Annotated in this window: 15 protein-coding genes; 11 read left to right on the top strand and 4 right to left on the bottom strand. The window is 68.4% G+C overall.

What is annotated here, in order from left to right:
• The 3 genes from P6F26_RS19265 to P6F26_RS19255 form a co-directional block, all read left to right on the top strand.
• On the top strand, window positions 1-971 hold a 971-nt coding region (locus P6F26_RS19265; protein ID WP_278030330.1), incomplete at its 5' end, for a porin.
• Between the two features lie 106 nt (window positions 972-1,077).
• Window positions 1,078-1,578: an acyloxyacyl hydrolase gene (locus P6F26_RS19260; RefSeq protein WP_278030329.1), complete on the top strand. Its 501-nt coding sequence runs from the start codon at window positions 1,078-1,080 to the stop codon at window positions 1,576-1,578.
• A 34-nt stretch (window positions 1,579-1,612) separates the two neighbouring features.
• Window positions 1,613-2,266 (top strand): YggS family pyridoxal phosphate-dependent enzyme, encoded by a 654-nt coding sequence (locus P6F26_RS19255; protein WP_278030328.1) that lies wholly within the window; start codon window positions 1,613-1,615, stop codon window positions 2,264-2,266.
• On the opposite strand, the gene P6F26_RS19250 is transcribed toward P6F26_RS19255, so the two are convergent.
• Window positions 2,257-2,760 carry a L,D-transpeptidase family protein gene (locus tag P6F26_RS19250; protein WP_278030327.1) on the bottom strand — a complete coding sequence of 168 codons (504 nt, stop codon included), beginning with the start codon at window positions 2,758-2,760 and terminating at the stop codon, window positions 2,257-2,259. The genes P6F26_RS19255 and P6F26_RS19250 overlap by 10 nt on opposite strands.
• 14 nt (window positions 2,761-2,774) lie before the next feature.
• The gene (gene ribA / locus P6F26_RS19245; protein WP_278030326.1) at window positions 2,775-3,875 is read right to left on the bottom strand and encodes a GTP cyclohydrolase II; all 1,101 of its coding nucleotides are present in this window, start codon (window positions 3,873-3,875) and stop codon (window positions 2,775-2,777) included.
• A 147-nt stretch (window positions 3,876-4,022) separates the two neighbouring features.
• On the opposite strand from ribA, the gene P6F26_RS19240 reads away from it, so the two are divergent.
• Window positions 4,023-4,709: a response regulator transcription factor gene (locus P6F26_RS19240; protein WP_278030325.1), complete on the top strand. Its 687-nt coding sequence runs from the start codon at window positions 4,023-4,025 to the stop codon at window positions 4,707-4,709.
• A gap of 135 nt (window positions 4,710-4,844) precedes the next feature.
• Here the strand turns inward: P6F26_RS19240 and P6F26_RS19235 are convergent, their stop codons facing one another.
• Window positions 4,845-5,411 carry a hypothetical protein gene (locus P6F26_RS19235; RefSeq protein ID WP_278030324.1) on the bottom strand — a complete coding sequence of 189 codons (567 nt, stop codon included), beginning with the start codon at window positions 5,409-5,411 and terminating at the stop codon, window positions 4,845-4,847.
• Between the two features lie 122 nt (window positions 5,412-5,533).
• Here P6F26_RS19235 and P6F26_RS19230 point away from each other — a divergent pair, with 122 nt between their 5' ends.
• From P6F26_RS19230 to P6F26_RS19215, 4 genes are all read left to right on the top strand, one after another.
• On the top strand, window positions 5,534-6,322 hold the full coding sequence (locus P6F26_RS19230) for an exodeoxyribonuclease III (RefSeq protein ID WP_278030323.1): 789 nt from the start codon (window positions 5,534-5,536) through the stop codon (window positions 6,320-6,322).
• 83 nt (window positions 6,323-6,405) lie between these two features.
• Window positions 6,406-7,332, top strand: coding sequence for a tetratricopeptide repeat protein (locus P6F26_RS19225; RefSeq protein ID WP_278030322.1), 927 nt, complete (start codon window positions 6,406-6,408; stop codon window positions 7,330-7,332).
• A 27-nt stretch (window positions 7,333-7,359) separates the two neighbouring features.
• Window positions 7,360-8,004: an LON peptidase substrate-binding domain-containing protein gene (locus tag P6F26_RS19220; protein WP_278030321.1), complete on the top strand. Its 645-nt coding sequence runs from the start codon at window positions 7,360-7,362 to the stop codon at window positions 8,002-8,004.
• 71 nt (window positions 8,005-8,075) lie between these two features.
• Window positions 8,076-8,228 carry a Trm112 family protein gene (locus P6F26_RS19215; RefSeq protein WP_278030331.1) on the top strand — a complete coding sequence of 51 codons (153 nt, stop codon included), beginning with the start codon at window positions 8,076-8,078 and terminating at the stop codon, window positions 8,226-8,228.
• 3 nt (window positions 8,229-8,231) lie between these two features.
• On the opposite strand, the gene P6F26_RS19210 is transcribed toward P6F26_RS19215, so the two are convergent.
• Window positions 8,232-9,455 carry an FAD-dependent monooxygenase gene (locus tag P6F26_RS19210; RefSeq protein WP_278030320.1) on the bottom strand — a complete coding sequence of 408 codons (1,224 nt, stop codon included), beginning with the start codon at window positions 9,453-9,455 and terminating at the stop codon, window positions 8,232-8,234.
• Between the two features lie 97 nt (window positions 9,456-9,552).
• Here P6F26_RS19210 and P6F26_RS19205 point away from each other — a divergent pair, with 97 nt between their 5' ends.
• The 3 genes from P6F26_RS19205 to P6F26_RS19195 form a co-directional block, all read left to right on the top strand.
• On the top strand, window positions 9,553-10,896 hold the full coding sequence (locus tag P6F26_RS19205; RefSeq protein WP_278030319.1) for an amidase: 1,344 nt from the start codon (window positions 9,553-9,555) through the stop codon (window positions 10,894-10,896).
• Between the two features lie 107 nt (window positions 10,897-11,003).
• Window positions 11,004-12,185, top strand: coding sequence for an aminotransferase class I/II-fold pyridoxal phosphate-dependent enzyme (locus P6F26_RS19200; RefSeq protein WP_278030318.1), 1,182 nt, complete (start codon window positions 11,004-11,006; stop codon window positions 12,183-12,185).
• Window positions 12,186-12,197: 12 nt separating this feature from the next.
• Window positions 12,198-12,866 (top strand): DNA translocase FtsK 4TM domain-containing protein (locus tag P6F26_RS19195; RefSeq protein ID WP_278030317.1); only part of this gene is annotated, 669 nt, incomplete at its 3' end.

Genomic DNA, 12,866 nt, shown 5'->3' with positions numbered 1-12,866 from the left:
TCTTCGCTACGACTGCCCTTGTGGCAACCGCTGGCGTAGCAATGGCCGACGTCGCGATCAGCGGCTACGCCGAAATGGGTATCGCGGGCGGCAGCGACAACGCTGCAAACGACACTGCTGGCGTGACCCAGTTCTTCCAGGACATCGACGTCACCTTCACCATGTCCGGCACGTCCGACAACGGCCTGACCTTCGGCGCAAGCGTCGACATCGACGAGACCGCCGCTGGCACCAACTCGTTCGACGACAACGGCACGACCGTCTTCATCTCGGGCGACTTCGGCACCCTGACGATGGGCGACACCGACGGTGCGTTCGACTGGGCCCTGACGGAAGCCAACATCGGCAGCCCCGGCTCGATCGACGACTCCGAGACGCTGCACGCCGGCTACAGCGGCAACAGCGGCCTCGACGGCACCTACGACGGTCAGGTCCTGCGCTACGACTACTCGATGGCCGGCTTCGGCGCCGCGCTGTCGGTGGAAATGGACGACACGGTTGACGGCGGCGACCCGGCATACGGCCTCGGTGCGAAGTACTCGGGCGATATCGCAGGCGGCTCCTACGGCATCGGCATCGGTTACCAGACCGTCAACGACACCGACGGCGCAACCGTTGGCGATCAGGGTACGGACGTGATCGGCTTCTCGGCCAGCGTTTCGCTCGACAGCGGCCTGTCGGCTGCTCTCAACTACTCGCAGATCGACGGCACCGGCACCGACGCTGACGAAGATGGCGTCCACATGGCAATCGGCGCGAGCTACACGTTCGACGCGATCACCGTGCACGCCAACTACGGCAGCTACGATTGGGACGACGCGGCAACCACCCCCGACTCGTCGGGCTACGGCCTCGCCGCAGCATACGACCTTGGCGGTGGCCTGTCGGCTCACCTCGGCTACGGCTACAGCGACAACGACGGCATCGACGACGAGTCGAGCTGGTCGCTCGGCCTGGCAATGTCCTTCTGATCCGACCGGATCGCACAGACCTGGAAAGAGCGGGCGCTTGCCCGCTCTTTTCTTTTTGGGCACAAGGTTTCCCAGAACCGTGCGATCACAACGAGCAGGCAGACACATGCAGAGCGTCACATCCACCATCCGCACTCTCGTCACGGCCGTCCTTTGCCTCGGCGCCAGCGCGGCAATCGCCCCGCCTGCGCAGGCGCAGGATCTCAGCTTCGGCCTTACCACCGACATCGACACCGGCGCCTTCGGCGGCGTGGTGGAGGTTCACGGCGCGCCCGTGTTCGAGCAGCCGAACGGTTTCTCGGGACGGTGGGGCGTCGCCGCGCGCACGGACACCGACGGCAGCGCATGGGTCGGCGCGGGCTTCGTGCTGAACCTGGACGTGGGCCGCAACGCCTTCGTCGAAGGAAGCTTCATGCCCGGCTACTACAGCGAGGGCGACAGGCCGCTGGGCGGCAACCTGCATTTCCGTTCGCTCGCCGGCTTCGGGTGGCGGGTGTCGCCAACCGGTTCGGTCGTGCTCAGCCTCGACCACATCTCGAACGGCGGCATCGAGGACTTCAACCCCGGCGCGGAAACGATCGCCCTGCGCTACCGGATGGCGTTCTGACGCAGCGGCCGACCCGAACCCGAGGCCGATCGCCATGTCCCTGACCGAAATCCAGGCTCGCGTCGACGCCGCCCTTTCGGCGGCGGGCCGTCCCGCGGGCGACGCGACGCTGATCGCCGTGTCCAAGGTGCAGCCGCCCGAACGGGTGGAGGCCGTGCTGGAGCAGGGTCACCGCGTCTTCGGCGAGAACCGCGTCCAGGAGGCGCAGGGACGCTGGCCGGAATTCCAGGCGCGCTTCGAGGGGATTTCGCTGCATCTCATCGGGCCGCTTCAGACCAACAAGGCCCGCGCCGCGGTCGAGATGTTCGATGCCGTCCACACGGTGGACCGCCCTAAGCTTGCCGCGACCCTTGCGCGCCTTGCGCAGGAGCGCGGCGAAAGCCCCGAGGTGTTCATCCAGGTCAACACCGGGGAAGAGCCTCAGAAGGCCGGATGCCTGCCCGCCGACGTGGACGCCTTCGTGGCGGAGGTGCGGGGGATGGACCTGCCCCTCTCGGGCCTGATGTGCATTCCCCCCGTGGACGAGGAGGCGAGCCTTCATTTCGCGCTTCTCGCGAAGATGGCCGCGCGAAACGGACTGGCGGGCCTGTCGATGGGCATGAGCGCAGACTTCGAGAAGGCGATATCCTTCGGCGCGACGCATGTGCGCGTCGGCTCCGCGATCTTCGGCGAACGCGCCTACGACTGACGGGCGGCAAGCGCCTCGGGCACGATCAGCCGGGTTCCGAAACCGATGCGCGCCGTGATCCGACGGAGGTCCACGGGATCGAGCGCGATGCAGCCGTCCGTGGGCCGCCCCGGTCCGCGCCAGCGATGCACGAAGATCGCCGAGCCGCGCCCCCGCTCCGCGCGCGGCCAGTTCCAGTCCGTCAGCAGCACGAGATCATACAGCCTGTCGCCCCGCGAAAGCCGCTCGGCCGAGGCGGGGTAGGGCGCACGCACCATCAGGTTGTAGTCCTCGTGGGCCGGATCGTCGGACCACAGGTCGGCGGGCCGGATCGGCACGGCCCAGTCGCAGGGCCGCGCGATCCTGTCGGGCCGGTACAGGCAACCGACGATCCGGTGCTCGCCCGAAGGCGTCGCCCCGTCCCCCTCGCGCTTCGTCGCCGTCACGCCGGAGCGTCCGAGTGTGCAGGGATAGGTGACGCCGCGAAAGCGCAGGCCCATGGGCGTCAGCACCATGTCTTCGGCGCCTGTCAAAGAAGATGCCCCGACTTCGACTTCTTCACTCCGAGGTAATGCGCGTTATGCCTGTTCGTGCCGGTGACGAGGGGCACGCGCTCGTGAACGGCGATGCCCTCGGCTTCCATCATCTCGACCTTGCGGGGATTGTTCGTCATGAGACGCACGGACGAGAACCCCATCCGCCGCAGGATGTCCGATCCGATGCGGAAATCGCGCTCGTCGTCCTCGAAGCCCAGCCGATGATTTGCCTCGACGGTGTCGAAACCCTGATCCTGCAGGGAATAGGCGCGCATCTTGTTCGTGATGCCGATGCCACGGCCTTCCTGGTTGAGGTAGAGCAGGACACCCGACCCGACGCGCCCCATCTCGGCGAGGGCGGTCCGAAGCTGCGGGCCGCAGTCGCATTTCAGCGAGCCGAGGACGTCGCCCGTGAAGCACGCCGAATGGAGCCGCGCCAGCACCGGCCTTGCGCGGTCCGGTCGCCCGATCTCGATGGCGAAGTGTTCCACACCGCCGTTGTCGGGACGGAAGATGTGCAGCCGCCCGGCCTCGGCGGCCTCCATCGGCAGGCGCGCGGCGGCCACGGGAAGAAGATCGTGGTGCCGCGCGAGGTCGTCGGCGGTCGCGGCGGGATCGAGTTCCGTCAGCCCCATGTCGCGCGCGGCCGCGCCGGCAGGCACGGTCAGGACGCAAGGCAGAAGCTGCGCCGACTTCGCCAGCAGAAGCGCGAGCCTGCAAAGCGTCGCGTTGCCTTCTCGCAGCGTCCGCAGCGGGCCCTTGAGCGGCGCCATGAGGTCACGCGCCGGGTCGGCGACATCGCGCAGCCAGGCCGCGTCCGCGTCGCGCGGCATCTCCACGCGTGCAATGTCGCCGTCATAGACCCGCGCCTTCAGCGTCTCGGCCCGCCAAGACGTGATCGCCACGACCGCCGGTCCGCCGAGCGCCCTCAGGGCGGCCACGCGGTCCTTGCGGGCGGTTTCCGCCGCGAGAACGACGATGCCCGTCCCGCCGCTGCCGATCGCGACGGGCAGCCCCATGCGCAGATCGGCCCGCGCGCGGGCCACCCGCTCGGCGGGGCTGGGCAGAAGGGTATCGCGCGGATCGTTCACCATGGCCGCTTTCCCTTACAGCGCGACGAAGGAATTTGAAACAATACCTCGCGCGCTCACACGGCTGCGTGAAAAAACCTTTCAGACGCTTGCCAGACGCACGGACCCCGCGCATCTCAGTTCCATCACGAAGCCGGGAGGACCCGACCGATGGCCAATCTGAAGAAGATACTTCTCGTCGACGACGACGACGACCTGCGCGAGGCGCTGTCCGAGCAGCTGGTCATGACCGAGGATTTCGACGTGTTCGAGGCGGCCTCGGGTGCGCAGGCGATGGAGCGCGCGAAGGAGGGGATCTACGATCTCGTCATCCTAGACGTCGGCCTTCCCGACACCGATGGGCGCGAATTGTGCAGGCTGATGCGCAAGCAGGGCGTGAAGTGCCCGATCCTGATGCTCACCGGCCATGACAGCGACGCCGACACGATCCTCGGCCTCGACGCGGGGGCCAACGACTACGTGACGAAACCGTTCCGCTTCCCCGTCCTTCTCGCGCGGATCCGCGCGCAGCTGCGGCAGCACGAGCAGTCCGAGGACGCCGTCTTCCAGCTTGGCCCCTACACGTTCAAGCCCGCGATGAAGCTGCTCGAGACGGAGGATCAGAAAAAGATCCGCCTGACCGAGAAGGAGACGAACATCCTCAAGTTCCTCTATCGCGCGCAATCCGGCGTGGTGGCGCGGGACGTGCTTCTGCACGAGGTCTGGGGCTACAACGCCGGCGTGACGACGCATACGCTCGAGACGCACATCTACCGCCTGCGTCAGAAGATCGAACCCGATCCCTCGAACGCGCGGCTTCTGGTGACGGAATCGGGCGGCTATCGCCTCGCGGCGTGACGCCTTCCGTGCGCCGCACGTCCAGGTTTTGACGTGGATCAATGTGCAACCTGAAGTTGCTCGTTTAGAAAAGTTCCACGACCTCCCTGTTGGACTCGGCCCGGACCCCTGGTTCGGGCCGTTTTTCTTCGGAGGTCATCTGCTGTCGTCACCATCGGTTCCGTCGTCGAGGCGTTCCAGCGTCGCCTGAAAATTGCCGTCGATCAGGATGGTGTCCTCGGCGTCAAGTCCGTTGTTCGGGAGGCCGCCGGGCGTCACCCGCGCGATCAGGTCGCCCGCGATCGTCAGGCCGCTTCCAGTCCGCTCGACGGCGGTCAGCGAAAGCTCGATGTTCTCGGGGTGGGCCAGCATCGGCTCCTGCTGCGCGCCGCTCACCATCATGACGCCCGGGTCGGCGACCCTCATGTCCTGCGCAAGGCCTTCCAGCGTGAATGTCACGACCAGAATGTGGTCGAACGGCCCGCCGTCCGCACCGGCCCCTGCGGAACCCGGCTCGCCGACCAGCGTGACCTCGATGTCGTCCCCTGTGGCGCGCCAGCCACTTTCGGGAAGGCTTTCCGTCCCTGGGGACACGACGGTCCAGACGGCGTCGTCGGCATTGTAGGCTCCGGTGATCGTGCCGCTCGACTGCGCCAAGGCGGGCAGGCTTGCTGCAAGGGTGAACGCAAGGGCTGCTGCGGCGGCGGCGCGCGGTGTGGTCATGGTCAGGTCTCCGGTGCTGTGTCGCGCGGGAAACTCCCGCCCGGCGGGGCATGTTCCCTGCTGCTCTGGAACTCCCGCGCGCGCCGGCCTAGCTTGCGCGCGCAGAAACATTCGGAGCCTCCATGCCCTTCACGCTTGCCACCTGGAACATCAACTCGGTCCGCCTTCGCGCCGATCTCGTCGCGAAACTCCTGACCGAGGAGGCGCCCGACATCCTGTGCCTGCAGGAATGCAAGAGCCCGGTGGACAAGATCCCTGTCGAGGTCTTCGCTGAACTCGGCTACGGCCATGTCGTCGCGCGCGGGCAGAAGGGATACAACGGAGTCGCGATCCTGTCCCGGCTGCCGCTCGAGGATGCGGGCCACCGCGACTTCTGCGAGAAGGGCGACGCCCGCCACGTCGCCGCCCGGCTCGAGGACGGCACCGTGATCCACAATTTCTACGTTCCCGCGGGCGGCGACGAGCCCGACCGCGAGAAGAACCCGAAATTCGGCCACAAGCTCGATTTCCTGACCGAGATGCGCGACTGGTTCCGCGACGAGCGCCCGCGGAAGTCGATCCTCGTCGGCGATCTGAACATCGCCCCGCGCGAGGACGACGTCTGGAGTCACAAGCAGCTTCTGAAGGTCGTCAGCCATACCCCGGTGGAGGTCGATCACCTCGGCGACATGCAGGAGGCGGGCGGCTGGGTCGACATCACGCGCAAGGACATCCCTGAGGGGCTGCTTTATTCGTGGTGGTCGTATCGCGCGCCCGATTGGGCCGCCGCCGACAAGGGCCGCAGGCTGGATCACGTCTGGGCCACGCCCGACATCGCGAATGCCGGCCATTCCAGCCGGGTCCTCCGCACCGCGCGCGGATGGGAGAAGCCTTCGGACCACGCCCCGGTCTTCGCCACCTTCGACCATTGATCGCCCCCTTGGCGCGGGCCCGCCGGGACCGCATATAAAGACGAAGCGAATTTGACGGAGACAAGCGATGCCGGAGAAATGCGATGCTTGAGCTGGGACAGCCTCAAACGAACGCCGCGGCCGCGGGCGACCTGATCAAGGACGGAACCGAGGCCACCTTCATGGCCGACGTGATCGAGGGTAGCCGCGAGGTGCCCGTGATCGTCGATTTCTGGGCGACGTGGTGCGGCCCCTGCAAGACGCTGGGCCCGATGCTCGAGGCCGCCGTGATGGCGGCGAAGGGCAAGGTGCGCCTCATCAAGATCGACGTCGACCGCGAACAGCGCCTCGCCGGCGCGCTGGCGCAGCAGGGCCTTCCGCTCCAGTCGATCCCGACTGTCGTCGCCTTCCATGACGGCCAGCCTGTGGACATGTTCCAGGGCGCGCTGCCGCAGGGACAGGTCAACGACTTCGTCAACAAGCTGATCTCGATGGCGGGCGACGGCGGCCTGTCCGAGGCCATCGAGGCCGCAGAGCAGATGCTGGCCGAGGGCGCGACCGCCGACGCGGCGCAGACCTTCGCCGCGATCCTCGGCGAAGTGCCCGACCATGCCGGGGCGCTTGGCGGCCTTGCCCGCGCCCATGTCGCAATGGGGCAGCTCGACCAGGCGGAGGCGCTTCTGAACAACGCCCCCGAGAAGATCGCGACCGCCCCCGAGCTCGAGGCCGCGCGCGCGCAGATCGCGCTTGCCCGTCAGGCCGAGAACGCGGGTCCGCTTGCCGAGCTTGCCGCCGCCGTCGAGGCCGATCCCTCCAACCTGCAGGCCCGGTTCGACCACGCGCAGGCGCTGCACGCCTCGGGCCATGTCGAGGAGGCCGTCGAACAGTTGCTCGAGCTGTTCCGCCGCGACCGCGAGTGGAACGACGGTGCAGCCAAGGCCCAGCTCTTCACGATCTTCGACGCCCTCAAGCCCACCGATCCGATTGCGCAGAAGGGGCGGCGCCGGCTCAGCTCGATGATATTTGCCTGATCCGCACCACAGGCTAGGTCGCTCGTGATGATGACAGCTGCCGATCTTCCCGGGACCATTCCGGTGTTCCCGCTTCCGGGGGCGCTGCTGCTGCCCCGCGCCCGTCTTCCGCTGCATATCTTCGAGCCGCGTTACCTTGCGATGCTCGACGATGCGCTGAAGACGCCACACCGCCTGATCGGGATGGTGCAGTCGCGCGAGGTGCCGGGTTCGGACGAGCGGCGGCTGCATTCCATCGGCTGCGCGGGTCGCGTCACCCAGTTCTCCGAGACGGAGGACGGGCGCTACATGATCACGCTGACCGGCATTTCGCGCTTCCGCATCGCCGAGGAGGTCTCGGGCTTCACGCCCTATCGCCGCTGCGACGTGAAATGGGACGGGTTCTCGCGGGATCTCGGCCCGACCGAGCACGACCCCGAGTTCGACCGCGAGCCCTTCCTCGACCTTCTGGGCCGGTATTTCGAGGCGATGTCGCTGTCCACCGACTGGGAAAGCCTGAAGGAGGCCGACGACGAGCTTCTGATCAACTCCCTGTCGATGCTCTGCCCCTTCGACCCCGAGGAAAAGCAGGCGCTGCTCGAGGCGCCGTCGCTGTCCACCCGGCGCGAGACATTGTGGACCCTGCTGGAGTTTTCCCTGCGCGGCGGAGCGCCCGAGGAGACCATGCAGTGAGCGGCGCGTCGTCGGACGAAAACGCCGGGGACGGGCAGTCCGCCCCGCGTGAGCAGGCCTTCGACCGGCGGATGCTCGAGGCGCTGGTCTGTCCGATGACCCACGGCACGCTGACCTATGACAGCGAGCGGCGCGAACTGGTGTCGAAGGCAGCGCACCTCGCCTATCCGATCCGGAACGGCATCCCGATCATGCTCGAGGAAGAGGCGCGCAAGCTGGACTGAGCGCTAGAGTGCACGGCCCCGCAGCAGGCGCGGCACGTCGCCGGTCAGCCCGGCGGCCTCGCGGATGAACCGCCGCCTGAGGCCGGGCATCGCCTGAACCACGCCCATTCCGATGTCCCGCGCCGCGCGGATTGCCGGATTATCGTTCGAGAACAGTCGGTTGAATGTGTCCGTCGCGACAGCCATGGCCGCCGTGTCGAACCGCCGCCACGACTGGTAGCGGGCCAGAACGTCGGCGCGCGCGATGTCCTCTCCCCTGCGCCGCGCATCCGCCAGCACCTCGGCGAGCGCCGCGATATCGCGCAGCCCCAGGTTCAGGCCCTGCCCCGCGATCGGGTGGACGCCATGTGCCGCATCGCCGACCAGCGCAAGCCGTTCCGCAACGAACCGCTCGGCGATGCTGAGGCTGAGGGGGTAGGCGTAGCGGGTCCCCGCCAGTTCGATCTCGCCGAGGAAGTCGCCGAAGGCGGGCCGCAGCGCCTCGAGATAGGCCGCGTCGTCCATCGCCGCGATCTCGGCGGCGCGCGCGGTGCGCTCGGACCACACGATGGACGACCGGTTGCCCGGAAGCGGCAGGATGGCGAGCGGCCCGGCCGGCATGAAGAACTGGTGCGCGATCCCGTGATGCGGCTTCTCGTGCGCTATGGCGCAGACGAGGGCGGTCTGCCCGTAATCCCAGCCGGTGCGCCGGATGCCCGCGCGCCCGGCCGTGCCACCGCGCCGTCCGTCCGCACCTACCAGGATGCGGCCACTCAACCCGCGCCCGTCCGCCAGCGTCACGCGGACCGGCCCCGCGGTGTCCTGCGCCACCACTTTCGCCTCCGGCAAATGCGTCACCCGGGGATTGGTATCGATGGCCTCAAGCAGGGCGCGGCGCAGGTGGCGGTCCTCGATCATGTGGCCCATCGGGCCTTCCTCGATCTCGGCATGGTCGAGATGCAGGAAGAACGGTCCAGCCCCCTCGCCCGCGCGTCCGTCCGAGGCCTTCACCTCGAGGATCGGCTGGGCGACGTCCTGAAGCCCCTCCCAGAGGCCAAGCGCATCGAGCATCCGCACCGACGCGAGCGCAAGGGCATAGGACCGCCCGTCGAAGGCCGCGTCGCCGCGCGTGGCCTCGGGCAGCGCATCGATCACGACCGAGGACAGCCCCGCCTGCGCCAGCGCCAGGGCAAGGCACGAGCCGTTGAGCCCGCCGCCGACGATCAGGATGTCCGCATCGCATGTCATGCGCCGGACTATGACCCGCCACGGGGGATTGTCCACAATAGCCCGCCTCGCTAGCGTCCCTCCGCGACAACGTGACGGGGCATGAGGGAGCATGGCGATGGACGATTGGCTTTGGATGAGCGCCTGCGACCTCGGCCGCGGGATCGACGCGGGCGAGATCGAGCCGGTGGCGCTGACGCAGGCCTATCTCGACGCGGCCGGGCGGCATGCGCATCGCGACCGCATCTACACGGTGCTGACCCCGGACCGGGCACTCGCCGAGGCCGAGGCGTCGGCGCATCGCGCTCGCCACGGCGTGAGGCGCGGCCTTCTGGACGGCGTGCCGATCAGCTGGAAGGACCTTTTCGACAGCGCGGGCGTGGCCACCGAGGCGGGCTCCCGCCTGCTGGAGGGTCGGGTGCCCGAGGCCGATTGCGACGTGCTGGCGCGGGCGACGCGGGCGGGCCTCGTCTGCCTTGGAAAGACGCACATGTCCGAGCTCGCCTTCGCCGGTCTCGGCCTGAACCCCGCCTACCGCGGAACGCCGGAGGGCGCGACGCCGCCCAACGTGCACGATCCCGCCTGCGTGCCCGGCGGGTCGTCCTCGGGCGCGGCGGCGTCCACGGCGTTCGGTGTCGCGGCGGCCGGCATCGGCTCGGACACCGGCGGCTCGGTGCGCGTGCCTGCCGCGTGGAACGACCTCGTCGGCCTCAAGACCACCTCGGGCAGGCTTTCGCTGGAAGGTGTCGTGCCACTGGCGGAGACCTTCGACACCGTCGGCCCGCTCTGCCGCAGCGTCGAGGATTGCGCCTACCTTCTCGCGGCGATGGAGGGCGGCGCGGTGCCGGACCTCTCCAATGCCACGCTTCAGGGCGCGCGGTTCCTCGTACTCGGGAAATTCGCCGAGGATGCCGCCCCCGAGCAGGCGCGGGGCTTTGCCTTCGCTCTCGAAAAGCTGGCCGAGGCCGGCGCGCAGATCGAGACGGGCCATGTGCCCGCAATCGACCCGGCCATGGACCTATCGCCGGTGCTGTTCGCCGCCGAGGCCTACGGCATCTGGCGCGACGCGATCGAGGCTGCGCCCGAAAAGATGTTCGACCGCGTGCGCGACCGCTTCCGCGGCGGAGCGGACTTCTCGGCGCCCGATTACGTCGCGGCATGGCGCAAGCTTCGCGGCCTGCGGAAGGACTGGGCGCGGACGACCGCCGCTTACGACGCGATCCTGCTGCCGACGACCGCCAACGCCCCGCCCGAGATCGCGCGGCTGATGGCCGACGCCGACTACTACGTCGCCCAGAACCTTCTGACGCTGCGCAACACGCGTGTGGGAAACCTGATGGGGCTCAGTGGCCTGACCCTTCCCACGGGGGTGGCGGCGGCGGGCCTCATGATGCTGGCGCCCCCCATGGCGGAGGAGCGTCTGCTGCGCCTTGGGGCCGCCGCGGAGGCCGCCCTGACCTGAAGGCCACAACCGCCGGGCAAAGCGAGCCTTTTTCTGGACAGCCGCGTGAGGCGCAAGGTAGATTGCCTGCAAATCGGGGCGGAACGATCCCGGTATTTGAGGCAGTCATGGTTTTTCCCGAGCGGTTTTCGAACCTGCCAGAATACGCGTTTCCGCGTTTGCGGAAGCTTCTCGACGTCCATGAACCGGGCGGCGAGCCCATCGCCATGACCATCGGCGAGCCGCGCCATCCGTTCCCGGACTGGGTCGGCGACGTGATCGCGGAAAGCCTCGAGGGCTTCGGCCGCTATCCCCCGAACGAGGGCACCGCAGGTCTTCAGACCGCGATCGCGCGCTGGATCGCGCGGCGCTATGGCGTCCACGTTTCGGCCGACCGCCAGATGCTGCCCCTGAACGGCACGCGCGAGGGGCTGTTCAACGCCTGCCTCGCGCTCTGCCCCGAGACGAAGGCCGGAAAGCGCCCCGTCGTCCTGATGCCGAATCCGTTCTACCAGGTCTATGCCGTGGCGGCGCTGGCCGTGGGGGCCGAGCCCGTCTATGTTCCCGCGACCGGGGCGACGGGGCATCTGCCGGATTACGGCGCGCTCCCGCCCGAGACGCTGGAGCGGACGGCCATCGCCTACATCTGCTCGCCCGCGAACCCGCAGGGTTCGGTCGCGGACGAGGGCTACTGGACCGATCTGATCGCACTGGCCGAACGTCACGATTTCCGGATCTTCGCCGACGAGTGCTATTCCGAAATCTACCGCGACACGCCGCCCCCCGGCGCATTGCCGGCCGCGCAGGCGAACGGTGCGGACCCCGAGCGCGTCGTGATCTTCCACTCGCTGTCCAAGCGGTCGAACCTGCCTGGCCTGCGTTCGGGCTTCGTGGCGGGCGGGCCGGAAAGCGTTGGGCGCATGAAGCAGCTTCGAAACTATGCCGGCGCGCCGTTGCCCCTTCCGCTTCAGGCGGTGGCCGAACGCGCGTGGAACGACGAGACCCATGTCGAGGAGAACCGCGCCCTCTACCAGGAGAAATACCGCATCGCCGACGAGGTGATGGCCGGTGTTCCCGGCTACGAGGGGCCCCCGGCGGGGTTCTTCCTGTGGCTTCCGGTCGAGGATGCCGAGGCCGCGGCCCTGAAGCTGTGGCGGGAGGCGGGCGTGCGCGTCCTTCCCGGTCACTACCTTGCGCGCGAGACCGAGGCGGGCACGCCTGGGTCGGACCGCATCCGCGTGGCGATGGTCGCCGAAAAAGAAGAGATGCGCCGCGGCCTGATCCGCCTGCGGCAGACAATCTACGAGTGAGGGAGAGTCCCGATGGCCTACCAGACCCGACAGCGTGACCCGTTCCTCGACGAGGAGACCCATGCCATTCTCGTTCGGAGGGGGCAGGAGGTGCTGGGCATCGCGCTTCTGGCGCTGGGGGCCGCGCTTGCCGCGCTTCTGTTCAGCTATGCGCCCGAGGACCCCAACTGGATGGCTGCCACCGATGCGCCGCCCCAGAACCTGATGGGACACACCGGCGCCTCGGTTGCCGCGATCCTGATGATGATCGTGGGCTACGGGGCCATCGTGCTGCCGATCGCCTGCCTCGTCTGGGGGATGCGTTTCTTGCTTCATGCCGGCGCCGACCGCGCGGTGCCGCGTGTCTTCTTTCTGCCCATCGTGCTCGCGCTCGCCTCGATCTACGCGGCAAGCCATGTGCCGCCGCAGTCCTGGACGCATTCCTTCGGGCTGGGCGGGCTGTTCGGGGACACGGTGCTGGGCGCCGTCCTGAATGCGCTGCCGTTCGCCGCGCAGGCGTCGCTGAAGCTGGTGGCGGGTGCCGCGTTCCTCGGGGGAGCGGTGATGCTGTTCCATGTCTCGGGCGTCAGCGCGCGCGAATTCCGGGGCGCCATGCGTTTTCTCGTGCTTGGCCTCGTGGCCACGGGCACGATGCTGATGACGGCGCTGCGCGGCGCCGGAGCGGGCGCGGGCCATGCCGCC

It is taken from the genome of Roseicyclus salinarum (assembly GCF_029624655.1).
GTDB classification, from domain to species: Bacteria; Pseudomonadota; Alphaproteobacteria; order Rhodobacterales; family Rhodobacteraceae; genus Roseibacterium; species Roseibacterium salinarum.
The sequence above is the reverse complement of the archived record's forward strand: the minus strand, read 5'-3'. Positions and strand labels throughout refer to the sequence as shown.

Excerpts from the sequence above, each read along its gene's own strand:
- P6F26_RS19260 (WP_278030329.1), top strand. The coding sequence starts at position 1,078 with ATGCAGAGCGTCACATCCACCATCCGCACTCTCGTCACGGCCGTCCTT.
- P6F26_RS19255 (WP_278030328.1), top strand. The coding sequence starts at position 1,613 with ATGTCCCTGACCGAAATCCAGGCTCGCGTCGACGCCGCCCTTTCGGCG.
- P6F26_RS19250 (WP_278030327.1), bottom strand. The coding sequence starts at position 2,760 with ATGGTGCTGACGCCCATGGGCCTGCGCTTTCGCGGCGTCACCTATCCC.
- ribA (WP_278030326.1), bottom strand. The coding sequence starts at position 3,875 with ATGGTGAACGATCCGCGCGATACCCTTCTGCCCAGCCCCGCCGAGCGG.
- P6F26_RS19240 (WP_278030325.1), top strand. The coding sequence starts at position 4,023 with ATGGCCAATCTGAAGAAGATACTTCTCGTCGACGACGACGACGACCTG.
- P6F26_RS19235 (WP_278030324.1), bottom strand. The coding sequence starts at position 5,411 with ATGACCACACCGCGCGCCGCCGCCGCAGCAGCCCTTGCGTTCACCCTT.
- P6F26_RS19230 (WP_278030323.1), top strand. The coding sequence starts at position 5,534 with ATGCCCTTCACGCTTGCCACCTGGAACATCAACTCGGTCCGCCTTCGC.
- P6F26_RS19225 (WP_278030322.1), top strand. The coding sequence starts at position 6,406 with ATGCTTGAGCTGGGACAGCCTCAAACGAACGCCGCGGCCGCGGGCGAC.
- P6F26_RS19220 (WP_278030321.1), top strand. The coding sequence starts at position 7,360 with ATGATGACAGCTGCCGATCTTCCCGGGACCATTCCGGTGTTCCCGCTT.
- P6F26_RS19215 (WP_278030331.1), top strand. The coding sequence starts at position 8,076 with ATGCTCGAGGCGCTGGTCTGTCCGATGACCCACGGCACGCTGACCTAT.
- P6F26_RS19210 (WP_278030320.1), bottom strand. The coding sequence starts at position 9,455 with ATGACATGCGATGCGGACATCCTGATCGTCGGCGGCGGGCTCAACGGC.
- P6F26_RS19205 (WP_278030319.1), top strand. The coding sequence starts at position 9,553 with ATGGACGATTGGCTTTGGATGAGCGCCTGCGACCTCGGCCGCGGGATC.
- P6F26_RS19200 (WP_278030318.1), top strand. The coding sequence starts at position 11,004 with ATGGTTTTTCCCGAGCGGTTTTCGAACCTGCCAGAATACGCGTTTCCG.